The sequence below is a fragment of the Streptococcus suis YS161 genome (assembly GCF_002760245.1).
GTDB classification, from domain to species: domain Bacteria; phylum Bacillota; class Bacilli; order Lactobacillales; family Streptococcaceae; genus Streptococcus; species Streptococcus suis_I.
In genome coordinates this window covers 98,630-122,177 of the sequence record NZ_ASCA01000043.1, presented here as the reverse complement: position 1 = coordinate 122,177, position 23,548 = coordinate 98,630, and the positions used below count along the sequence as shown (strand labels likewise).

General features: G+C 43.7%; 18 protein-coding genes. 4 read left to right on the top strand and 14 right to left on the bottom strand.

Annotated features, from left to right (window positions below; genetic code table 11):
• Positions 1-63: 63 nt before the first annotated feature.
• The gene (locus SST111_RS06360) at positions 64-2,922 is read right to left on the bottom strand and encodes a G5 domain-containing protein (RefSeq protein ID WP_099810396.1); all 2,859 of its coding nucleotides are present in this window, start codon (positions 2,920-2,922) and stop codon (positions 64-66) included.
• A 138-nt stretch (positions 2,923-3,060) separates the two neighbouring features.
• Between SST111_RS06360 and SST111_RS12200 the strand changes: the two genes are divergently transcribed.
• Complete coding sequence (locus SST111_RS12200) at positions 3,061-3,234, top strand: YlcI/YnfO family protein (protein WP_002942417.1); 174 nt, start codon at positions 3,061-3,063, stop codon at positions 3,232-3,234.
• A gap of 29 nt (positions 3,235-3,263) precedes the next feature.
• Here the strand turns inward: SST111_RS12200 and uvrA are convergent, their stop codons facing one another.
• Positions 3,264-6,089 (bottom strand): excinuclease ABC subunit UvrA, encoded by a 2,826-nt coding sequence (gene uvrA, locus SST111_RS06350; protein WP_099810395.1) that lies wholly within the window; start codon positions 6,087-6,089, stop codon positions 3,264-3,266.
• A 796-nt stretch (positions 6,090-6,885) separates the two neighbouring features.
• Between uvrA and SST111_RS06345 the strand changes: the two genes are divergently transcribed.
• Together SST111_RS06345 and SST111_RS06340 are read left to right on the top strand one after the other, a co-directional pair.
• On the top strand, positions 6,886-7,830 hold the full coding sequence (locus tag SST111_RS06345; RefSeq protein WP_002939248.1) for a magnesium transporter CorA family protein: 945 nt from the start codon (positions 6,886-6,888) through the stop codon (positions 7,828-7,830).
• Between the two features lie 15 nt (positions 7,831-7,845).
• On the top strand, positions 7,846-8,502 hold the full coding sequence (locus tag SST111_RS06340) for a DUF1129 domain-containing protein (protein ID WP_099810394.1): 657 nt from the start codon (positions 7,846-7,848) through the stop codon (positions 8,500-8,502).
• Positions 8,503-8,817: 315 nt separating this feature from the next.
• Here the strand turns inward: SST111_RS06340 and rpsR are convergent, their stop codons facing one another.
• The 8 genes from rpsR to SST111_RS06300 form a co-directional block, all read right to left on the bottom strand.
• Positions 8,818-9,057 carry a 30S ribosomal protein S18 gene (gene rpsR / locus SST111_RS06335; protein WP_002939250.1) on the bottom strand — a complete coding sequence of 80 codons (240 nt, stop codon included), beginning with the start codon at positions 9,055-9,057 and terminating at the stop codon, positions 8,818-8,820.
• A gap of 32 nt (positions 9,058-9,089) precedes the next feature.
• On the bottom strand, positions 9,090-9,584 hold the full coding sequence (locus SST111_RS06330; protein ID WP_002942409.1) for a single-stranded DNA-binding protein: 495 nt from the start codon (positions 9,582-9,584) through the stop codon (positions 9,090-9,092).
• A gap of 11 nt (positions 9,585-9,595) precedes the next feature.
• Positions 9,596-9,886 (bottom strand): 30S ribosomal protein S6, encoded by a 291-nt coding sequence (gene rpsF / locus SST111_RS06325; RefSeq protein WP_024418487.1) that lies wholly within the window; start codon positions 9,884-9,886, stop codon positions 9,596-9,598.
• 171 nt (positions 9,887-10,057) lie between these two features.
• The gene (locus SST111_RS06320; RefSeq protein WP_044764880.1) at positions 10,058-11,047 is read right to left on the bottom strand and encodes a lipoate--protein ligase; all 990 of its coding nucleotides are present in this window, start codon (positions 11,045-11,047) and stop codon (positions 10,058-10,060) included.
• Positions 11,048-11,147: 100 nt separating this feature from the next.
• Positions 11,148-12,908: a dihydrolipoyl dehydrogenase gene (gene lpdA / locus SST111_RS06315; protein WP_024376417.1), complete on the bottom strand. Its 1,761-nt coding sequence runs from the start codon at positions 12,906-12,908 to the stop codon at positions 11,148-11,150.
• Between the two features lie 269 nt (positions 12,909-13,177).
• Complete coding sequence (locus tag SST111_RS06310) at positions 13,178-14,563, bottom strand: dihydrolipoamide acetyltransferase (protein WP_099810409.1); 1,386 nt, start codon at positions 14,561-14,563, stop codon at positions 13,178-13,180.
• Between the two features lie 340 nt (positions 14,564-14,903).
• On the bottom strand, positions 14,904-15,899 hold the full coding sequence (locus SST111_RS06305; protein WP_044691623.1) for an alpha-ketoacid dehydrogenase subunit beta: 996 nt from the start codon (positions 15,897-15,899) through the stop codon (positions 14,904-14,906).
• 299 nt (positions 15,900-16,198) lie between these two features.
• Positions 16,199-17,167, bottom strand: coding sequence for a thiamine pyrophosphate-dependent dehydrogenase E1 component subunit alpha (locus SST111_RS06300; RefSeq protein WP_024385177.1), 969 nt, complete (start codon positions 17,165-17,167; stop codon positions 16,199-16,201).
• A 232-nt stretch (positions 17,168-17,399) separates the two neighbouring features.
• Between SST111_RS06300 and SST111_RS06295 the strand changes: the two genes are divergently transcribed.
• Entirely contained in the window at positions 17,400-18,059 is a 660-nt protein-coding gene (locus tag SST111_RS06295) for a trimeric intracellular cation channel family protein (RefSeq protein ID WP_029944204.1), read from the top strand.
• 38 nt (positions 18,060-18,097) lie between these two features.
• On the opposite strand, the gene SST111_RS06290 is transcribed toward SST111_RS06295, so the two are convergent.
• The 4 genes from SST111_RS06290 to infB form a co-directional block, all read right to left on the bottom strand.
• Positions 18,098-19,249: a carbohydrate-binding domain-containing protein gene (locus SST111_RS06290; protein WP_099810393.1), complete on the bottom strand. Its 1,152-nt coding sequence runs from the start codon at positions 19,247-19,249 to the stop codon at positions 18,098-18,100.
• 168 nt (positions 19,250-19,417) lie between these two features.
• Positions 19,418-20,089: a colicin lysis protein gene (locus SST111_RS06285; RefSeq protein ID WP_099810392.1), complete on the bottom strand. Its 672-nt coding sequence runs from the start codon at positions 20,087-20,089 to the stop codon at positions 19,418-19,420.
• Positions 20,090-20,214: 125 nt separating this feature from the next.
• On the bottom strand, positions 20,215-20,568 hold the full coding sequence (rbfA, locus tag SST111_RS06280; protein WP_002942382.1) for a 30S ribosome-binding factor RbfA: 354 nt from the start codon (positions 20,566-20,568) through the stop codon (positions 20,215-20,217).
• 155 nt (positions 20,569-20,723) lie between these two features.
• Complete coding sequence (gene infB / locus SST111_RS06275; protein WP_099810391.1) at positions 20,724-23,531, bottom strand: translation initiation factor IF-2; 2,808 nt, start codon at positions 23,529-23,531, stop codon at positions 20,724-20,726.
• Positions 23,532-23,548: the final 17 nt, after the last annotated feature.

The following is a 23,548-nucleotide window of genomic DNA, read 5'->3' as shown; positions in this document are numbered from 1 at the left end:
TTTTTATATCACAAGACCTTTAATGTTTTGATGCCGAACTCTACAGCCGATAAAATCAATCCTCTACGGTTTTGGCTCAACCAATTCCAGCATGGCCACGGTCACACCCTGGTTGAAGGTGGTCTCGATAGCCTTGTCGTTGAGTCCGATGCCGACTGCCACCTGGAGGTTGTCCAGGTTTTTCATCATGACGGCCTTGTGGCCAGCGGAGTTCATCCACTCAGTGAAGAGGTTGTTGGCGATGCGGCTCTCGTTGATGGCGCTGTATGCGCTGAGTGATGAGCCCATCTGGAGTGCGTTTTCACCACGCCAGCCTTGTCGAGCTGTCTGCTCTGCTGTGTAGATGGTGGTCCACTTAGAGCCGTCTGGGCGCTTGTGAGCGCCATCCGCTGTCCCTTGGTAGCGAAGACTACCGTGGTCCGCCATTTCGTTGGCACGAGCAGTCGCCGCGTTTTGAGCGTCTGAGCCCTGACCTGCGTATGTTACAGCCGATAGGCCTTCTGCCGCACGGGCTGCGTTAAGCAGGCTGACGAACTCAGCGTTGAGCTTGTCGAGGTTGATGAGCTGCTCCACCTTCTCAAGGGTGTCCTTGGTTGCGCCAGTTCGGATGGTCGTGCCAGGCACGGTTCCTTTCTTAGCGATGAAGGCGTCCTGCTGCTCCTCGGTGAGGCTCATGAACTCATCCAGCGTTAGCGTCTTCTTGTCGAGCAGGCTTTCGCTGGCAGGTTTAGTGCCGACCACAAGGACCTCATTGACTGGTGCAGTCTCAGAGATGACCTCGCGGGTTTCGCTTACTTGACCAGTACGGTTATTGGTGACCCGTGTGATACGGACCTTACGCTCCCCGTTTACTCCCTGAACTTTGATTTTTGTTTCACCTTCTGGGAGATTCGGATCTTCTTCTTTGATTGAAGTATAGGCAAGCACCTCCGTTTCTGTCAGAACTTGACTGGTCTCTTCTTTCTTGATACCAACTTCTACTATACGCTTAATTGGCTGAATAACCTCTGGTTGCCCCACCATTTCAGAGGCAACCTTGACGCCGTCCACATAGGTATCCTTATAGGTCTGTGTTTGCTGACCGTCCACTCCTGCTACCAACTCACGACTTTCACCTTCAAATAAGCTATCCACCTGACGAGTTTCTGTAGTAAATGGAATGACACTTGTTTCTTGGCGAGTTTGGTAACGAACAACAGCCTTTGTACCGACTTCAATAATCTCATTTACCGGTTCGACACGTTCTTCTTTTACTAATTCACGCGCCGTTTCATTGCCGTCTGTCTTAGTAATGCGATAGGTTTGGGTTAGTGTTCCCTTTCTTCCTTTTGTAAGTGTACGGGTTTGACCTTTTTCCAAGTCTGGATTCTGACGAGTTTCAACAGTGTAGTCAAGCTCTGTTACCTTGGTTTCCTCTGTTGTTTCAACAACAGACTTTGGCTTAGTACCGTATTCAATGACTTGCGTAACTGGTTGAGCAATAACTTCAGTGCTGACCACTTCTTCACTAATGACTGCACCTGTAGAATCATAGACTTTCTTTGTAAGGGTCTTGGTTTGTCCATTAACTCCTGCTACCAGTACACGTTCGGAACCTACTTCCAGATCAGCATTGGCACGACGCTCTGTAGCAAATGAAATAGTCGTCAAGCTTTCTATAAGCTCTTCTCGATTTTTAGAAACCTCATCATTATAGGCGATTACTTCTGTAACAGGTTCAATTGTTTCAGTCGCAACGATCTCACGAGCGGTCTCTACATTATTGGTATAGGTTACTTTAGTGGTGACTATTTCCTTTCCATCCACACCTTGTGTAAGAACCTTGCTTTCTCCAGCTTGCAAACTTGTATCTTTCACATAGCTAGTTCCATACTTGATGACCGTTACCTGGTTCTCTACATCTGTTCGAACTGTATCAACAGGTCGATCTGGTTCTGCTGGATTAGTTGGAAGTTCTGGACTAACAGGTTTCTCTTCACCAGGTGTAACAGTCGTTTCCTTTTCCCCTGGTACAGCTGGTTTTTCCACTGGCGCAGGTATTTCTGGTTGGACTGGTTTCTCCGTTTCTGAAATAACCTTGTCTTCTGTACCGATAACCTGACCACCTCCTGTTTCTTCAACGGGTTTCTCCGCTGGCTTACTTTCTGCTGGGACTTCTTCAACCTTGTCTTCAGACGGGGTTGGTTCTGCCGGAGTGTCTGTTACCTTATCCTCTGACGGAGTTGATTCTGCTGGGATGTCTGATTTGTTCTCATCTGCTGGTTGGGTTGGTTGGACAAGTAGATTCTCATTTTCTTCTGCCTTATCTATTGAACCAGTAGGTAGAGTTGGACTTGTCTCACTGCTCTGCTTTTTCCCCTCCAAATAACCTACAAACTCATAACCTGCAATTGAAATCTTTCCATCTGGGAGTGCTGATCCTACTGTCAATGTTTGAGTTTGACCATACTGAGCCAGCTGGGCAACCGTCACGGCAGATACAGAGGTGAAAACCAGACTTCCTCCTACCAAGGTCAAGGTCATTGCTGAGCGAACCATCCGTTGATTTTTCCGACCAACAGTTATACCAACCAGTAGCAAGCCTGCCCCAATAGCTCCAGCTAATACACCTGTGCTTTCTCCTGTCTGTGGCAAAATTGAAGACCCTACTTTTCTATACACAAGATAGTAGTTCACATCTTCTGTCACCTGAGCTGGAAGCTCTGTAAAAATCGCCTTTTTCTCTGCCTCAGTCAATTCCTCAGTCGTTACATAATCATAACGAACCTCTGCCGTCTTAGTCTGTGCATGAACCGATAAACTTGTTAGTAAACCCACTCCTAATAGAGCAGATGCGGCTCCTAAGCCTGTAAATTTACGAATCCCATATCGTAAACGCTGATTCTTTTCTTCTTGGATGCGCTGAGTTCTACTATAAACCATATAATTCTCCCTTTTATGAAATAGTCTTCCAAAATATTTTACTATACACTCTTTATTTTTGCAATACATTTAGTAATACAATTTGTAATATTTCATATTCATTTATTTCGCTATACACTTGTAACAAGGAGCAAATAAATGGCATTTAAATTAAAATCAGATAAAAAAGAAACAGAAATCAAAACCATTCGATTTCCGTCAGAGTTGGTAGATAGAATTGAGGAAGCAATCGTCAAAAAAGATGTCAGTTTCTCAAGCTTTGTCATTCAGGCTTGTGACTATGCCTTGAATAATATGGATAAAGAACAGTAAAAAAGAGCCGATGGCTCTTTTTTACTTGCTTATTTCAACTTAGTTTTCAAATACTGGCCTGTAAAGCTAGCTGGGTTCTCCGCCACTTCTTCTGGCGTTCCTGTCGCGACAACGGTACCGCCACCGACACCGCCTTCTGGTCCCATGTCGATAATATGGTCTGCCGTCTTGATCACATCAAGATTGTGCTCGATGACAAGGACAGTGTTGCCGTCATCGACAAAGCGGGCCAAGACCTTGAGCAACTGGGCAATGTCCTCCGTATGCAAGCCTGTCGTTGGCTCGTCCAAGATATAGAGAGACTTACCAGTCGACCGCTTGTGGAGTTCAGAAGCCAATTTCATCCGCTGAGCTTCCCCACCTGACAGGGTTGTCGCAGGTTGCCCAAGGGTAACATAGCCCAAGCCCACATCTTGGATAGTGCGGAGTTTCCGCTCAATTTTTGGAATATGTTTGAAGAACTCGACCGCATCATTGACCGTCATATCAAGGACCTGAGCGATATTTTTCTCCTTGTAGTGTACTTCCAAGGTTTCCGAGTTGTAGCGGTGTCCATGACAGACTTCACAAGGCACAAAGACATCAGGCAGGAAGTGCATTTCAATCTTGATAATCCCGTCACCAGAGCAGGCTTCGCAACGACCACCTTTGACGTTAAAGGAGAATCGCCCCTTCTTGTAGCCACGAATTTTGGCTTCATTGGTCTGGGCAAAGAGGTCACGAATATCGTCAAAAACACCTGTGTAGGTGGCTGGGTTGGAACGCGGTGTCCGTCCAATCGGGCTTTGATCAATATCAATCAGGCGGTCCAAGTGTTCAATTCCTGAAATAGACTTAAATTTACCTGGCTTGTCCGAATTTCGATTGAGCTTCTGAGCGATAGCTTTTTTCAAAATGGAATTGACCAGAGTTGACTTACCAGAGCCAGACACCCCTGTCACCGCTACAAATTTCCCAAGCGGGAAACGAACAGTCACATCTTGCAGGTTGTTTTCCTTGGCACCTGTCACCTCTAAGAACCGACCATTGCCAACACGGCGTTCTAGAGGAACAGGAATTTCACGTTTGCCAGACAGATACTGACCTGTAATGGATTTTTTATTTTTAGCTACTTGGGCAGGCGTTCCAGAAGCCACGATTTCTCCGCCAAAGACACCCGCGCCTGGACCGATGTCAATCAACCAGTCCGCCTCACGCATGGTGTCCTCATCGTGCTCCACCACAATCAAGGTATTGCCCAAGTCCCGCATCTTTTTGAGACTGGCAATCAGGCGGTCATTGTCCCGCTGGTGCAGGCCAATCGACGGCTCATCCAAAATATAGAGGACACCTGACAGGTTGGATCCAATCTGGGTCGCCAAACGAATCCGCTGGCTCTCCCCACCAGACAGCGTCCCCGCTGCTCGTGAAAGCGTCAGATAGTTAAGACCTACGTTGTTAAGGAAGGACAGGCGATCCTTGATTTCCTTGACAATGGGCGTCGCAATCGTCGCTTCATTTTCAGACAAAGTCAGATGTTCAATCACTTGCAAATGATCAGCCACGGACAAGTCAGACAACTGCCCGATATGAAGTCCCTTTTCGCCACCGACTTTGACAGACAAGGCTTGGTCATTGAGGCGATAGCCGTGGCAGGTCCCACAAGTCAACTCGTTCATGTAGGTCTTCATGACTGTCCGTGTATAGTCACTGTTGGTTTCATGGTAGCGACGGTTAATGTTGGTAATCAAGCCTTCAAACGGAATGTCAATATCACGCACCCCACCGAACTCATTTTCATAATGGAAATGGAATTCTTTACCGTCAGAACCGTTGAAAATCAGGTTCTTCTCCTCTTCCGTCAATTCCTCAAAAGGCTTGTCCATATCCACGCCAAAGTGGTTCATAGCTTGCTCCAACATCTGAGGATAGTAGTTAGAAGAAATAGGATTCCACGGAGCCAAAGCCCCGTCACGCAAGGTCTTACTGGCATCTGGGACAATCAAATCCGTATCCACTTCCAGCTTCATCCCCAAACCGTCACAATCGCTACAAGACCCAAAAGGCGCATTGAAAGAGAAAAGACGAGGCTCCAACTCAGGCACTGTAAAGCCACATACTGGGCAGGCATAGTACTCAGAGAAAAGCATTTCCTTCTCGTCCATGGTGTCGATGATGACATAGCCGTCCGCAATCCGCAGGGCCGCCTCAATGGAGTCAAAAAGCCGCGAACGAATACCCTCTTTGATGACAATCCGATCGACAACGACTTCAATATTATGAGCCTTGCTCTTGGACAACTCCGGCACTTCCGACACATCATAGACATCACCATTGACCCGTACCCGAACATAGCCGTCCTTCTGCACTTTCTCAAAAATGGTCTTGTGTTGCCCCTTTTTCTTACGAACAATCGGCGCTAAAATCTGCAAGCGTTGACGCTCTGGCAATTCCAAAACCTCATCTACGATTTGCTCCACCGAGGAAGCTGCGATGGCACCATGCCCATTGATACAATAAGGCACCCCAACTCGAGCATAGAGCAAACGGAGATAATCATTGATTTCCGTCGCTGTACCGACTGTCGAACGCGGATTCCGCGATGTCGTTTTTTGGTCAATGGAAATAGCAGGGCTGAGCCCCTCTATGGAATCCACATCTGGCTTGTCCATGTTGCCCAAGAACTGACGAGCATAGGCAGACAAAGACTCTACATAGCGGCGTTGGCCTTCGGCATACAAGGTATCGAAAGCCAAACTCGACTTACCAGACCCCGACAAACCAGTCACCACCACCAGCTTCTCACGCGGAATGGTCACATCAATATTTTTTAAATTATGGGCACGCGCCCCATGAATCACAATATTTTCTTGCATAGTTTAAGATACAAAGGGCGTCAAATGCACAGTCAAAATAGGCGGTAAGTCCGAAATCTGTGATTTCGAAGACGCACCCCCGTCAAGACAACTAGTGCTTTCACAGGTCGAAAACCGAAGAAAGCACAGATGTCTACGACGCAGAAGCCAGTTCCACATGCTTAAACATGAAGAAACCAGCAATTTTTGACACTGCATTTAGCCCGTGTTCAATTCCTTTCTAAAGATACAGAGCCCGTAAAACGCACGGTGAAAATAGGCGGTAAGTCCGAAATCTGTGATTTCGAAGACGCATCCCCGCCAAGATAACTAGTGCTTTCACAGGTCGAAAACCGAAGAAAGCACAGATGTCTACGACGCAGAAACCTGTTCTCCATGTTTGAACACGAAGAAGCATCACTTTTTTCACACAGCGTTTAGGGCGTGTTCAATTCCTTTCTAGATATAAGTGCGTTCACAAGATAACTGGTGACGGTCAACTAGCTCCGCGTCACCAGACGAAACTGCCTATGGGCAATTTCTATATCTTGTATTAACTCGATTTTCAAAAAATATCGTTTTGAAAATCTCACGTTAAGAAAACCCTATAAAACTTGACGCTTTTAGCACGCATTCGAATCCTTTCTTAAGAGGCTATAAGCTATGGTATACGGAACAAGGAAAAATCCGTACAACTTATTCGCTTAAATGTCTACATATTATATCACATTTCTATATAAAACCTTTCCGAAACTGCACATTTTTTGGTATAATAGAGGTTGCGTTAACGCAACAAAGATAAAAGGAGGGCAAAGATATGAAACAAATTTTTCTATCAACCATGACTGATTTAGAAGAAATTCAAACCTTTGAACCAGGGGCTTGGATTAATTTGGTCAACCCCTCCCAGAGCGAGTCTATGGAAGTTGCTGAGCACTATAAAATTGACATCGCTGACCTGCGAGCACCGCTCGATGCGGAAGAATCCTCTCGTATCACCGTCGAAGATGATTATACGCTCATCCTGGTCGACGTCCCAATTCTTGAAGAACGAAACAACAAGACATATTATATTACTATTCCTTTGGGAATTATTCTAACAGATGATGCGATTATCACGACTTGTTTGGAACCATTGCCACTGTTTGAGCAGTTTATCCATCGTCGTCTACGGAATTTCTTCACTTTCATGAAGTCTCGTTTCGTTTTCCAAATTCTCTACCGCAATGCTCAACTCTACTTGTCAGCCCTACGGACCATTGACAGAAAGAGCGAAGAGATTGAGAAGCAACTCCATGAGGCCACTCGAAATGAAGAATTAATTGTACTCATGGAATTGGAAAAAACCATCGTCTACTTCAAGGCTTCCCTCAAAACCAATGAGCGTTTGGTCAAAAAACTTGCTAGTTCCTCACGTCTACTCCGTAAGTATGAAGAGGATGAGGATTTGCTTGAAGATACCTTGGTCGAAACCCAACAGGCCATTGAGATGGCAGACATCTATGGTTCCATCCTGAACTCTATGACCCATGCCTTTGCTTCTATCATTTCCAACAACCAGAATACCATCATGAAAACCTTGGCATTAGTGACAATCGTTCTCTCTATCCCAACCATGGTCTTCTCTGCATACGGTATGAACTTTAAGGACAACATCATTCCTTTTAACGATATTCCCTATGCTTTTTGGTGGATTATTCTTTTCGCCTTTGCAATCAGCCTATCACTCACCTTCTACTTCATCCGTAAGAGATGGTTTTAACCTAAGGAGATTAACATGTCATTTACAGAAATCAACGGATTAACAAAAAAGAACCAAGAATTTATCCATATTGCGACCAACCAACTGATTAAAGATGGAAAGTCTGATAGCGAAATCAAAGAACTCTTGGAAGAAATTTTACCAACTATCATTGAAAAGCAAAAAACTGGCGTGACTGCCCGCAATCTCTATGGAGCACCAAGTGAGTGGGCTGCTAGTAAGACAATTTCTGAACAGGAAAAGAAAGACCAAGTGGAATACAATGAAAATCCATGGTTGATGTGGCTAGATTCTAGTCTTTTCATGCTTGCAATTATTGCTGGTATCAATGGTTTGATGAATCTTTTTGGTCAAGGTGCACAGTATGGGCTATTAACCTTATTTGTCATCGGTTTCGGTGTTGGTGCTGGTATGTACTTTATGTATCACTTTGTTTACAGAGAACAAATTAAAACTGGGCAACGTCCTAAATTGCTGAAAGCTATCGCTTTTCTCGGACTTGCTACTCTGGCTTGGTCAGTCGTTTTCATTCTGGCAGCACTGATTCCGGCCGCATTTAACCCAGTTCTCCCTCCGCTTGTTACTATTCTTATCGGAGCTGCTGCTTTCGGTGCACGCTACCTCTTGAAAAAGAAATATAACATTCGCAATGCCATGTCCCCAGTTCAATAATAAAACAAAGCGATTGGAATATTCCAGTCGCTTTTGTTTATCTATACAGTTCACCTGGGAGTTTTACACATCTGCGTAAGTGACTGAAACAGTCTATCCCCAGACTGTGCCTCGCTTTCTAACTTCTTGGCTCGGGTTGAAATAGTCCATTCAAGGGCTTAATTCGCTTTCTTAATTTCGAGTTCATGCAAAAATGGTCCACTGGACCATTACTCGCTTTCTTATTTTCATGCTCGTGAAAAAACAGTCCATACTGTTATTGCGCTTTTCGCATTTCTAGAGCGCAAGAAAAAATGACCCGTTGGGGTCATTTTTTTAATCTTCGTTTACGAATGGTAAAAGAGCCATAACGCGAGCACGTTTGATAGCTGTTGTTACTTTACGTTGGTTTTTAGCTGAAGTTCCAGTTACACGGCGTGGAAGAATTTTTCCACGTTCAGAAATGAAACGGCTAAGAAGCTCAGTATCTTTGTAATCAACATATTCAATTTTGTTAGCTGCGATATAGTCAACTTTTTTACGGCGTTTGAAACCGCCACGACGTTGTTGAGCCATGTGTGTTCTCCTTTATATTATTATTTTCAGACCTAGAATGGTAGGTCATCGTCTGATATATCCATTGGATTGCTTGCTCCAAATGGACTTTCTTCTCGAGCGAAGTTTGGTGTAGATTGTGCAGGTGCTTGATAAGGTGAGTTGTAGTCATTTCCTCCAGCAAACGAGTTACCAGCTGAATAGCCTCCACCTTGACCTTCACGGGCAGTACGGCTTTCCAAGAGTTGGAAACTTTCTGCAACTACCTCGGTAACGTAGACACGTTGCCCTTGCTGATTGTCATAGCTACGAGTCTGGATACGACCTGTAACACCAATCAGAGCACCTTTCTTAGCCCAATTCGCCAAATTCTCAGCTTGTTGACGCCAAATGACTACGTTGATAAAGTCCGCTTCACGCTCACCGTTTTGATTTTTAAAATTGCGGTTAACCGCCAAAGTAAAAGTCGCAACAGCTTGATTAGACGGAGTATAACGAAGTTCTGCATCACGGGTCATACGACCAACCAATACTACATTATTTATCATAATCTACCTTCTTACGCGTCAAGTTTCACAATCATGTGACGAAGAATGTCGCCGTTGATTTTTGACAAACGGTCAAACTCTTTAAGAGCTTCATCGTTGCTAGCTTCAACGTTAACGATGTGGTACAAACCTTCGCGGAAATCTTTGATTTCGTATGCAAGGCGACGTTTTTCCCATGCTTTTGATTCAACGATAGTTGCACCGTTGTCAGTCAAGATAGAGTCAAAGCGTGCTACCAAAGCGTTTTTAGCTTCTTCTTCAATGTTTGGACGAATAATATAAAGAATTTCGTATTTAGCCATTGATATGTTCCTCCTTTTGGTCTAATGACTCATGGTCTAGCCACGAGTAAGTGAGGGATACTCACAGAAAATAATTATACCATAATATAGAAAATGTGCAAGTGAAAACAGTTTGCCGAAAACATTTTCACAAAAAATAAAGACTGCCCAAACAAAGGGCAGCCCTATGGATTAAGCTACAATCGCTTTTGCTACTTCTTCTGTTGTCATGCGTGAGAAATAGTGCGTGGTGTCGATTTCTTGCAATTTGGTAAGAACATCCGCGTATTCATAGCGAGTACCGACCAACAAGTCTTCGATGTCCGATACATCACCAATTCCGAAGAAATCTCCGTAAATCTTGATAGATTCGATAACCGATTTCTCAGCCTTGATGTAGGTTGTGATTTTACCAGCTGGATAACGCACGCTACGCTCCACAGTGTATTCTGGTGTTTGACCATAAGTCCAATCCCATGTCGCAAATTGGGTATCACGGATTTCTTGGATACGGGCCAAGTCGTCTTCTGACAAGACATACTCGTCCATGTCTGGATATTCTTGCTTCATTTGGTTGAGGATGGCATCCTTGAACTCCAGAACGGTCATCTTCTCTGGCAATTCGTTGTTGATATTGGTCACACGGGCACGGACTGACTTGACACCCTTGGATTCAATCTTGTCCTTGCTGACCTTGAGGGCACTTGCGAGGACTGACATATCCACATCAAAGAGCAAGCAACCGTGGTGCATCATGCGACCTTTGGCATAGGCTTGGGCGTTACCACAGATTTTCTTTCCGTCGATTTCCAGGTCATTACGGCCTGTGAAATTGGCCTCAACACCCAGTGTCGCAAGGGTATCAATGACAGGCTTGGAGAAGGTTTTGAAATCAAAGGCTCCCTCGTCTGCCTTGTTTGAAATAATGGTGTAGTTGAGGTTATTGAGGTCGTGATAAACTGCGCCACCACCTGACAGACGGCGAACAACATGGATGCCCTTTTCGTCTGTGAATTCCTTGTTGATTTCTTCAATAGCATTCTGGTGCTTACCGATAATGATGGCAGGCTCATTAATCCAGAGAATAAAAATTTCGTCAATATCTGTTAATTCCTTGAAGGCATAGGCTTCGAGGGCGATGTTGTAAGCTGGGTCGTTGCTGTTGTTTACGATGTATTTCATGCGAAACTCCTTTATTGTTAACTAATTTTTATTATAGTGGAAACGATAACAAAAGACAAGCCCCAAGACTTGTCTTTCTATTGTATTTTAGACGCTCTTATTATTTGCGTTTTGGTGGGTTGTGGATCGCAACACCAAGAACATCAAGGAAGGCTTCGTACATAACTTCAGAGAAGGTTGGGTGACCGTGGATTGATGCTGCCACGTCATCAACTGTCAACTCAGATTCCATGATAGTTGCTGCTTCGTTGATCATTTCAGCTGCAACTGGACCGATAATGTGAACACCAAGGATTTCATGGTATTTCTTATCAGCAATAACTTTTACGAAACCGTGAGCTTCGTTAGAAGCAATGGCACGACCGTTACCAGTAAAGCTGTTGCGACCGATAAGGATGTTTTCTTTACCGTATTTCTCGATAGCCTGGTCTTCTGTCAAACCAACCATAGCAATTTCTGGGTGTGTGTAAACCGCTGCTGGTGTGAAGTCCAACTTCGCTTTGTGGTGGTTACCGTGAATAGCATTTTCAGCTGCCACTTCACCCATACGGTAAGCAGCGTGAGCCAACATCTTAGTACCGTTGACATCACCTGGGGCGTAGATACCTGGGATTGATGTTTCTTGGTACTCGTTGACCTTGATACGACCGCGATCCAATTCAAGGTTAAGATTTTCAAGACCAGCCAATTGTGGTACACGACCGATTGAAAGAAGGGCTTTTTCAGAAACGATTTCTGATCCGTCATTCAATTTGATGGTCAACTGGTTGTTGGCTTCAACGATTTCAGATACACCAACAGATGTCAAGAATTTCATACCTTTCTTAGAAAGGACTTTTTGCAATTCAACAGATACTTCGCGGTCCATACCTGGAATGATACGGTCAGCCATTTCAACAACTGTTACTTCTGTGCCGTATGATGCGTAAACCAAACCAAGTTCTACACCGACTACGCCACCACCCATAACAGTGAGTGACTTAGGAATTTCACGCAAGTCAAGGATATCATCAGAAGTCAATACCAACTTAGAATCAATACCTGGGATGTTGATGCGTGATACTTTAGAACCTGTGGCAAGGATGATGCTACGACCTTTGATGACCTTGTCGCCGATGACAACAGTCTTGTCAGGATTTACTTGACCAAGACCGTTGAAGATTGTTACCTTGTTAGCTTTCAAGAGACCTTGAACGCCACCAGTCAATGTCTTCACAACCTTGTTCTTAAAGTCAACTGTCTTGTCCATATCAACGGTGTAGTTGGTTGAAGCAAGGTTGATACCACGCTCAGCCGCAATCTTCAAGCCGTCAAGGATTTCAGCGTTTTTAAGGTAGGTCTTAGTTGGGATACAACCCTTGTTCAAGCAGGTACCGCCAAATTCTGATTTCTCAACGATAGCGATTTTACCACCTAATTGAGCACCGCGGATAGCGGCGTAGTAACCAGCAGGACCACCACCGACAACAACCATGTCGTACTCGTCAGCTGCCAATTCAGCCTTAGGAGCTTGTGGAGCTGCTGTAGGAGCTGCAGGCACTTCCAAACCAGCTGCTTGCAAGTCAGCAGTTGCTTGTGCAACCTCAGCTGGAGCAGGTGCAGCACCCACTTCAACTGTTTCACCTTCTGCACCAAGGTAAGCAATGACTTCAGTTACAGGAACAGTTGCACCGTTACCGTGAACGATTTTCAAAAGAACACCTGATTCTTCAGCTTCCAATTCCATGCTTGTCTTGTCTGACATCATCTCCAAGATAACATCGCCTTCGTTGACAAAATCACCCTCTTGTTTTTTCCACTCGATGATTTCGCCTTCCTGCATATCTACACCAAGTTTAGGCATAATAATTTCGATTGCCATAATTATGATACAAAGAACGTCAAATGCGACAGAATTTTAGGAGTCCAACGTAGGATGCTTGCATCCTAGGCGGACTATCTAAATTCCGAAGCATTTAGTTCGTGTTCAAATGTCACGAACTCGTTCTACATCCTTTCTTTATTTTTTCTCTTTACCAAATTGAGCACAGGCTAAAAACCTATTGAAAAAGATAAATCGCCTCGTGCCTCAAGGCACGTCGTTGATTTCCTATTTTCATACGGTTTTCTTAACGCCTTTTGCATCTTATCTTAAATCAACAATTCCAATGGTTTTTCCAGCAAGTTCTTCAAGTCAACCATGAACTTGGCACCATTCATACCATCAATGATACGGTGGTCGATGGTCAAGCAGAGTGCCATGATTGGACGGATCTTGATTTCGCCGTCGATAACAACTGGTGTTTGAACTGTTGATGCTACACCAAGGATTGCTGAGTTTGGTTGGTTGATGATTGGGTTAAAGGTTTTAGTACCAAACATACCCAAGTTGGTGATAGAGAAGGTAGAACCTGACATTTCAGCCCCCTTCAACTTACCAGATTGAGCTTTCTTGATAACATCTTTTGATGCCACAACAAATTCAGACAAGCTCATCTTATCTGCGCCATGAACAACTGGCACCACCAAGCCATCATCTAGACCTACTGCGATACCAAGGTTGACGAACTTGTGTAATTCGATTTCTTGTGCATCGTTAATCAAAGATGCGTTCATGTAACGGTGTTCTTCTTTCATCAAAGTACGAACAACCGCAAGACCGATCAAGTCTGTAAAGGTTACTTTCAAACCAGTCTTGTTCATGATTGGCTCAAGGACTTGCTTACGCAGTGCCATGAGGTTGGTCATGTCAATATCATAGTTAAGTGTAAATGTCGGAGCAGTCAAGTAAGAGTTGACCATACCTTTTGAAATCGCCTTACGCATTGGGCTCATCTTGATGATTTCAACGCCTTCTGGCAATACTTTAGCTGGTTTTTCTTCTGCTTTCGGTGCTGGAGCAGCAGTTTCTACAGCAGCCGGAGCAAGTACTGCAAGAACGTCGTTCTTGACAATCTTACCGTTGACACCTGAACCTGTAAGGGTTGACAAGTCAACACCTTGGTCTGCTGCAATACGGGCTGCAAGCGGAGTTGCTTTTGGAGCTGCTCCCTTGAAGTCTTCGACGTCAACCTTGTGGACACGACCGTTAGCACCTGTTCCTGGAACAAGACCCAAGTCAATACCAAGCTCACGCGCCAACTTACGCGCAGCTGGAGTAGCACGAACCTTGCCACCACCTTGTGGTTTGGCAGCAGCTGCCGGAGCAACGATGACTGGTGTACGACCTGCAGGCACTTCTTCGATAGCTGCTGCAGGAGCAACTGGAGTAGCTGACGCTCCAGCCTCAACCGTTTCACCTTCTGCACCGATGTAGGCAATGACTTCTGTTACAGGAACGGTAGCACCGTTTCCGTGAACAATTTTTAATAGGACGCCTGACTCTTCTGCTTCCAGCTCCATGCTAGTCTTGTCAGACATCATTTCCAAGATGACGTCGCCTTCGTTGACAAAATCGCCCTCTTGTTTTTTCCACTCGATGATTTCACCTTCTTGCATGTCCACACCGAGCTTAGGCATAATGATTTCAATAGCCATTATTAAGATACCAAGTCCGAACAGAAAACGAATGAAAAATAGGAAATCGTCGAAAATCCTGATTTTCGTAACGATTTATCTTTTTTCCGAGTTTTCCGGACGGGTTCAATTCCTTTCTTTCAGTTTCTTACCTTGTCAAGAACCAAACCAGACTTCGATAATCGAAGTGGCTTAATTCTTTTCCAAGCATTCTTAGTCATGCTAGAATATTTTATTTCTAGCATTTTAGGGTTATCATCTTTCCGATTGCTTTTCTGACAAGGCGATTTGGTGCAGGCATAACTGACGTTAGGCAGGCCAAATCAACACAGCCAGAAAAGATAAGCGGATGACGATAAGATTAACCTCTGTTTACTTGCTTGTAGATTGCCTCTTTGATTTTCTCTACGTTTGGCAATACTGCGTTTTCAAGAATGTTTGCGTAAGGAACTGGTACATCGTCTGAAGCGATACGGATGATTGGTGCATCCAAGTAGTCAAAGGCTTCGCTTTCTGTGATGATTGATGCGATTTCACCGATGAAACCACCTGTTTTATAAGCATCGTTAACCAAGATAACCTTACCAGTTTTCTTCACAGATTCGATGATCAATTCTTTATCCAATGGGATAAGGGTACGTGGGTCAACTACTTCTACGCTGATGCCTTCTGCAGCTACTTCTTCAGCTGCTTTCAAGGCACGCTCCAACATACGACCGTATGAAATAATGGTTACATCAGTACCTTCACGTTTGATTTCACCCTTACCAAGTGGAATGTAGAAATCTGGGTCCAAGTTCACTTCTTCTTTTTTACCGTAAAGAGCTTTTGGCTCCAAGAAGATAACTGGGTTGTTGTCAAGGATAGATGATTTCAAAAGACCTTTTGCATCGTTAGCTGTACCAGGTGCGACAACCTTAATACCTGGGATGTGGGTCAACCAAGCTTCAAGTGATTGTGAGTGCTGTGCAGCTGAACCGATACCTGAACCAGATGCCACACGGAAGGTTACAGGTGTTTTCAAACCGCCACCAAACATATAGTTGGTTTTGGCTGCTTGGTTAACAATCGCATCAAGGGCAATTGTGATGAAGTCCATGAAAGTCAAGTCAACGATTGGACGAAGACCTGTTTGAGCCGCACCAACCGCAGAACCAGCGATTGCAGCCTCAGAGATAGGCGTGTCGCGAACGCGTTTTGGACCGAATTCGTCCAACATACCAACAGATGTACCGAAGTCACCGCCGTAGATACCGACGTCTTCACCCATCAAGAATACTTTTTCATCCTTACGCATTTCTTCGCTTTGAGCCAAGTTAATCGCTTCACGCAAGGCCATTACTTTTGTTTCAGCCATTTTTTACTCCTAATTTATATCAATTTATCTTTACTGTACTAAGGAAAATCAAACAATTACTACGATGTAATTGTTTATTGTCCCAGCTTAAGACACCTTAGAATTGTACTCGAACTTAAGTAGGTAGTCTACCTTGGTGAACTACCGTAGTTTGACTTGCTCTTTAGAGCTTAGTCAAACTTCTTACGTTAGTAGTTGGGTTCAGACTAGAGGCTTGGAAAAATAGATGAGCCATTAGTGATGTCCGCATCACTAGCTGACTCCCTAATTTTTCTGTGCCTCTTTAACGTCTTCACACCCTAGTCTACAAACACATCCTCATAAGCTACTGAGATGTCTGGATCTGGGCTTTCTTGTGCGAATTTCACAGATGCTTCTACTTGTTCTGCCACTTGTGCTTCAATGGCATCCAATTCTTCGTCAGTCGCAATCTTGTTCTCTGTCAAGTATTTGCGGTATTTCTTAAGTGGGTCTTTTGCTTTCCACTCGTTTACTTCTTCTTTTGTACGATACACACCTGCATCGGCAGTTGAGTGACCAAACCAGCGGTATGATTCAACCTCAACCATTGCTGGGCCGTTACCTGCGCGAACATATTCGATAACTTCTTGCATTTTCTCATAAACGGCAATCACGTCATTTCCATCTTCAACATAGTGACCTGGCATACCGTATGCTGCTGCACGTTGGTAGAGGTGAGGAATCTTAGTCGAATAAGAAATGTCAGTTGAAATACCGTAACGGTTGTTGGTAATGAAGAAGATAACTGGCAAATTCCAAACAGCTGCCAAGTTCATTGATTCGTGGAAGGAACCTTCGTTAGTAGCCGAATCACCTGAGAAGGCAATAACAATGTTATCTGTACCGAGGTATTGTTGCGTAAGGGCCGCACCCACTGCAAGGGCATAACCACCACCTACGATACCGTTTGAACCAAAGTTTCCTTTTTCAACGTTGGCCAAGTGCATAGAACCACCACGGCCTTTAGATGTACCTGTTGCCTTACCAGCAAGCTCAGCCATCATGCCATTGATGTCAATACCTTTTGCAATAACGTGACCGTGACCACGGTGGTGTGAGAAGATGATGTCCTCATCTGTCAATCCAGCAATAGGTCCAACAGCTGCCGCTTCTTCACCGACTGAGAAGTGAGTCATACCTTGTACGAAACCGCGACGCACTAATTTGTTTAATTTCATATCAACATCACGGATTTGTTGCATTTTCAAGAACATGTCCAAATGTTGTTCTTTTGTGATAGATACCATAATTTCCTCCAAAGTTTTTTCTCTTTCTGTACTATGATAGACCAATATTTCACAAATGGCAAGTAATTGAACCGTTTTCTTTTTACAGAAATTTTCGTGAAAACCTTGATTTAGTGCGTTTTTTCACAAATCCTCAAAAGATTCACTTTACTTGTTTGAAACTTTTTTCACAAACTTTAAAATAAGCTTGCACGCCGTCTTTCTTTCTGTTAATATAGGTACGGAGGTTCTTATGGAATTCGATTTATTTCTTATGATTTGTAACTACATAGGCACTATCGCATTTGCTGTTTCGGGGGCCGTAAAAGGATTTAAGAAAAAGTTAGATATTTTTGGAATTAGCTTGCTCGGCATCATTACCGCCGTTGGTGGGGGAATTATTCGAGATACGATGGCCAATCGCATTCCTACTGCTTTGACTGATCCTACAGCCATCTATTTATCTCTCGGAGTAGCGATTAGCATGTACTTGATTGTTATCAATCTAAAGCAGGACAAACCACTTGATAAGAAGATGATTCATTTCCTTTCCCAGACAAACCTTATCTTTGATGCAATCGGTCTAGCCATCTTCGCCCTCATTGGAGCCAGTACTGGCATCTCTCTCCAGCTAAACGCTCTAACCAGTGGTATTCTGGCAGCTTTAACAGGTGTCGGAGGCGGAATCGCCCGTGATTTACTCGTCAATGAAACACCCATTGTTCTTAAAGAAGATGTCTATGCTGTCCTTGCATTTTTCTCAGGAGTCCTCTATCATCTTTGCGTTGTAAATTGGAAATTACCACAAATTCCAACCTTCATCACTATTTTTACCATTTCTTTAATCATTCGACTATTGGTAATTAAATACAAAATCAATCTTCCCAACATGGAAAGCAAACGAAAGGTCTGAGTTCGTCAACTCAGACCTTTTTGTATTATTATTATTGATTACCAGCCACCGCGACCGCCTGGACCTGTATGAGTAATTTCTGTAATTTGTTCTCCATTTACAGTTACTGTGCCACCAGTGAATTCAACTGTACCGTCAAAGTCAAAGGCTGATGTTGGCGCTGTGACATCGATTGTACCACCTGAAATGTAGAGATTACCATTAGCATCAAAGGCATCTGTATCCCCACTACCAACCGCAACTTTCAAGTCACCACCAGTTACCTTGATATAGATATCAGATGAAGTTGTACTTGACGCGTTGATGGCATCATCTGAACCGTAAACATCTAACGTACCACCATTGATAGTGATATTAGTTCCTTCCAAGGCTTCTACTGATTCTGATACTGTAATGGTACCTCCGTCAATTGTCAAAGCCGTCTCCGCTTTAATACCATCATCACCTGCTTTTACATTAATTTCACCACCTGTGATAGTTGTATAACCTTTGGTCGTATCTGTATCGTTGGTTGACTTGATACCGTCACCACCTGCTGTTACATTGATTGTACCACCATTGATTGTCAATGAATCCTTACCACGGATACCATCATCCACTGCAGTGACGGTAATGTTTCCTGAATTCACGACAAGGTCGTCCGTCGATACGATGCCGTCTTGGAAGTTGCCTTCAACGGTCAGGCTACCATTTCCTGTAATGGTCAAATCAGCTTCAACATGGATAGCCCCTTCAATATTGGTGTCTGTATGATTGCTGCTATCTTTCACTGTATTCGTCGTACCATCTTTGATTTCCAATTCAACATTGTCTGCCTTAATCACATTGATAGCCGCGTTATCAGAACTTGAAATCTCAGCACCTGCTAGAATGATGCGAACATTGGCATCTGTTTCAACCGTTACACCAGCTGTTGTTGAACCAGTCAAAATATAGGTTCCACCCTCAGTAATTTTCAAGCCATCATTTGACAAGGTTACTTCTGTTGTTGGAAGGGCTGACCAGTCAATAGTTGACGAACTTGAATCTGATGAAGTGCTATTATTTGAAGTTGTCGCTACACTTGTCTGACTAGTTGCTGCTGAGCTTGAAGTAGTCGTTGAACTTGAAGTAGATGAACATGCTGCTAAGACACCAAGGCTCATAAGAGTAACACCAGAGTAAAGTAATTTTTTAAGATTTGTTTTCATAATGTAGATTCCTTTTCTTTCTTTAGGAAGTCGTATCCCTTCCTGATATGCTCCTAGTTTACCTTTCCTTCCTAAAAGAAAGATTAAAGATTACCAAAAGAAAACTTAAAGTTCTTAGAAACTACAAAAGGCCGGGAAACCCAGCCGAGGAATAATCATTGATAAAATCTATAGCTTAACCCAATGCAAGCTTTTCAACTCAAGCAAGGGAGAAGTTTCAGGATTGGTATCTGATTCAGAAATCCGTTTTAAGCCTGGAATCATCGCATTGTATTGATAAATGCGAAAAATACCAGCTCCTTCAAATAAGTATGTTCCATCCTGTAAAGGACGAAGTAGGGCGTTCGGTCCAATTTCAAATCCAAGATTGCGGAAATTATCCACCAAACGTAGACTCTCTTCGGCAAGCTGAGTATAGAGGTCAATTAAGACATATTCTCCCGACTTGTCCAAAGCTAGAAGCAGCTCCTCTGTACCATCATGGTTGACATCATACAAACTATAAAATATTCCACTGTATTCTTGCCCCTGGCTAGTTAATAAGCTCAGATAGCTACTGACCTCATCCTGATTGATAGCCTCAGCAGGCTGCCCCATATTCGCTTGATAACGATCAATAACTGATTGGTATACTTCACTTAGCTCAGGAGTGGTCACTGAGGATGCTTGCGTCTCGGAGCTAGATGCTATTGTTGACGCTTGCTGCAAACTAGAACCATCTGAAACTTGGCTTGAAGCACTAGAACTAGAACTCTCACCACCTTTTACCTGATTAGACTGACAAGCAGCTAATAGTACAACCGTGGACACTAACATCAGTTTACTAATAAATGTTTTCATAACTTCCTCCTGTGCTCTATCTTTGGTCTTAGTATAACATCTTTCCGAGGGCTTGTAAACGCCACCATATTTGGACAAAGCATCCGATCCAGAAAAAGCCGAATGTTTCCATCCGACTTTTGTTGTTAATCTTTCTGATCAAGAGCACGCAACATTTGGTCAATTTTATTGCCGTACTCAATTGATTGGTCTTTTTCAAAGACCAAATCCGGAATTTTATAAAGAGTTAACTTACGACCAAGTTCTCTCTTAATGGTTCCCGTCGCTTTTTCAAGACCCGTTTGTGCTTTTTGATTATCGGATGCCAAATTACTCATGATTGTGTAGTAAACCTTGGCCATTGACAAATCGCCGACCATCTGAACATCTGTAATGGTCACTCCCTGCACACGTGGATCACGAACTTTCTTTTGTAAAATCTCATTGACTTCGCGCTTGATCTCCATCCCGACACGGTCTGTACGAAAATGATTCGCCATATTATTTCCTTTCTTAGATGATAGAAAAGCTGAGTTTCCCCAGCTTGAATAATCCAAGTAGATTAAAAACTATTGCTTTAAAACCTACTAAAGTCTATTAAATTATCACTTCCTCGACAAAATCACTTGTCTATGACTTTGACAATGAGAAAATATTATTTTTTGATTTCTTCCATGATGTAAGCTTCAATGGTATCATCAACTTTCAAGTCGTTGTAGTTCTCAATCATCAAACCACCCTCTTGGGCATTACCAACTTCTTTCACGTCATCTTTATAGCGTTTCAAACTAGCTAGTTTACCATCAAATACTACAACACCATCACGGATAACTCGAACACTTGAATCACGGGTAACCTTACCACGTACGACCATAAATCCACCGATCGTTCCAACTTTGGATACCTTGAAGGTTTCACGAATGATTGCCTCACCAATGATTTTTTCTTCATATTCTGGATCAAGCATACCTTTCATGGCATCTTCCATCTCTTCGATAACCTTGTAAATGATGCTGTGAAGACGTACTTCAACATCATCTGCTTCAGCTTGGCTACGCGCTTCAGCTGTTGGACGAACGTTGAAACCAATCACAAGAGCATTTGAAGCTTCCGCAAGAGTAATATCTGATTCATTGATAGCACCAACTGCAGAGTGGACGATATTGACACGTACTCCCTCGACTTCAATCTTTTGAAGCGATGATGCAAGAGCTTCAACTGAACCTTGTACGTCAGCCTTGATAATCACATTAACTGACTTAACCTCACCTGCTTTAAGGGTATCAAAGAGGTTTTCAAGACTAACTCGTTGCGTTGCTTGACGCTGTTTAAGAAGAGCACGTTTAGCACGTTCTTCACCGGCAGCACGCGCAGATTTTTCATCTTCATAGACCGCAAAATGATCACCAGCCATCGGTGTTTCGTTCAAACCAGTGATCGAAACTGGTGTAGATGGTCCAGCCACCTTAACACGACGACCAAGGTCGTTTGTCATGGCACGAACACGTCCGAAGGTATTTCCGACAACGATTGGGTCTTGAACATTAAGTGTCCCTTGTTGAACGAGGAGGGTTGCAACCGCACCTTTCCCTTTATCCAAATGCGCTTCGATAACTGTACCAATCGCACGAACAGTTGGGTCTGCCTTCAGTTCTTGGATTTCAGCGACCAAAAGAACAGTTTCCAACAATTCATCAATATTCTGGTTGAATTTAGCAGAAATTTCTACGAACTCAGATTCACCGCCCCAGGCAGTTGAAATAACACCATGTTCAGCCAATTCACCGATGACACGTTCTGGGTTTGCACCTGGCTTGTCAATCTTGTTGATAGCTACAATGATTGGCACATTAGCTGCTTTTGAGTGGTTGATAGCCTCAATCGTTTGCGGCATGACACCATCATCTGCAGCAACGACTAGGATGGTCAAGTCGGTAACAGATGCACCACGTGCACGCATAGAAGTAAAGGCCGCGTGTCCTGGAGTATCCAAGAAGGTAATTTTCTTACCAGCTTCCTCAATTTGGTAGGCACCGATATGCTGTGTGATACCACCAGCTTCCCCAGTAGCAACACGAGAATTACGTAGGGTATCCAACAAGGTTGTTTTACCATGGTCAACGTGTCCCATGATAGTCACAACAGGTGGGCGTTCTGTCATCTCTTCTTCATTGAGGTAACCCTCTTCTACGAAGAAACGCTCAATATCTGCGTTATCGACCTCTACCTTTTCTTTCGCTTCAATACCATAATCAACCATAAGGAGTTCGATAGTATCTCCATCCAAAGATTGGTTTTGAGTCGCCATAACTCCCATAAGGAAGAGTTTTTTCACAATCTCAGCAGGTTCACGTTTGATTCGTTTTGCAATTTCTGCGACGGTCATGCCAGCAGTATATTCAAATTCAGTTGGCAATTCGTGGAACTTGCGTTCTGTGACAGGTTTGGCAGGTTGGTTTGCCTTGCCTTTTTTATTTTTCTTATTGTTATTCCAGTTACTTGTTCTTTGATTTCTCACTTGATTTTGACTATTTCGATTTCTTTGTTGTTTCCGTGGACCATCTTCTTCATCACTATTAAAGTCACGTTTTTTATCTGGTCGAGCTTGTTTCTTACGACGGGTATCTACAGTAGTTTCTGCAACTTGCTCTGGTACCGATGCAACAGGTGCAGGCTTCACAAATGGTTTGCTTTCCACAACCGGTTCTTCAAACTTAATTTCTTTTGGCTTCTTAGGTTGCTTTTTAGCTTCCTGAGCCTGACGAAAACGTTCTTCACTGGTACGAGCATACTCCGCATTTTGTTCTGCTTTCAAAGCAGCAGCACGCGCTTTGAAGTCAATTTTAGGTCCTGCTGGTTTTGCAGCCTCTCTTTGTTCAAAGCGAGCTGACTGACCTGAACGGTTATCACGATTATCGCGACGGTCCCCAAAACGATTGTCCTTTCGTTTATCTGAACCCTGTTCGCGTCTATTATCGCGGCGATCATTTCGCTCATTGTTTGAACGTCCCTGACCTTGTTGACGGTTGTCACGACGGTCCTGACCAGATTTAGCTTGACCACCTTTTCCTTGACCCTGAGCTCGCTTAGCAGCCTGCTCTTTGGCACGCGCCTCACGTTCTGCCTTAAAGTTTCGACTTTGTGGACGATGTGGAGCTGATTGTACTGTACTTGCCGCAACTTCTTCTTTTACTACTGGCTGTGTTTCCTTAGCTTTTTCTACCTTAGCTGTTTCCACTTTTGGAGTTTCATCAACCTTTTCAGGCTGGCTAACTTTTGCCGCAACTTTAGTTGCCTCTGATTTTTGTCCCCCAAAGCTTTCTGCAAGGCGTTTAGCACTTGCTTCATCTACGCTTGAAGCATGACTTTTGACTTCAAAACCCAATTCTTGAGCCTTAGCAACAACTTCCTTACTGCTTACGCCTAATTCACGGGCTATTTCATTCAATCTCTTCTTAGACAATGCCTTGTCCTCCTGTT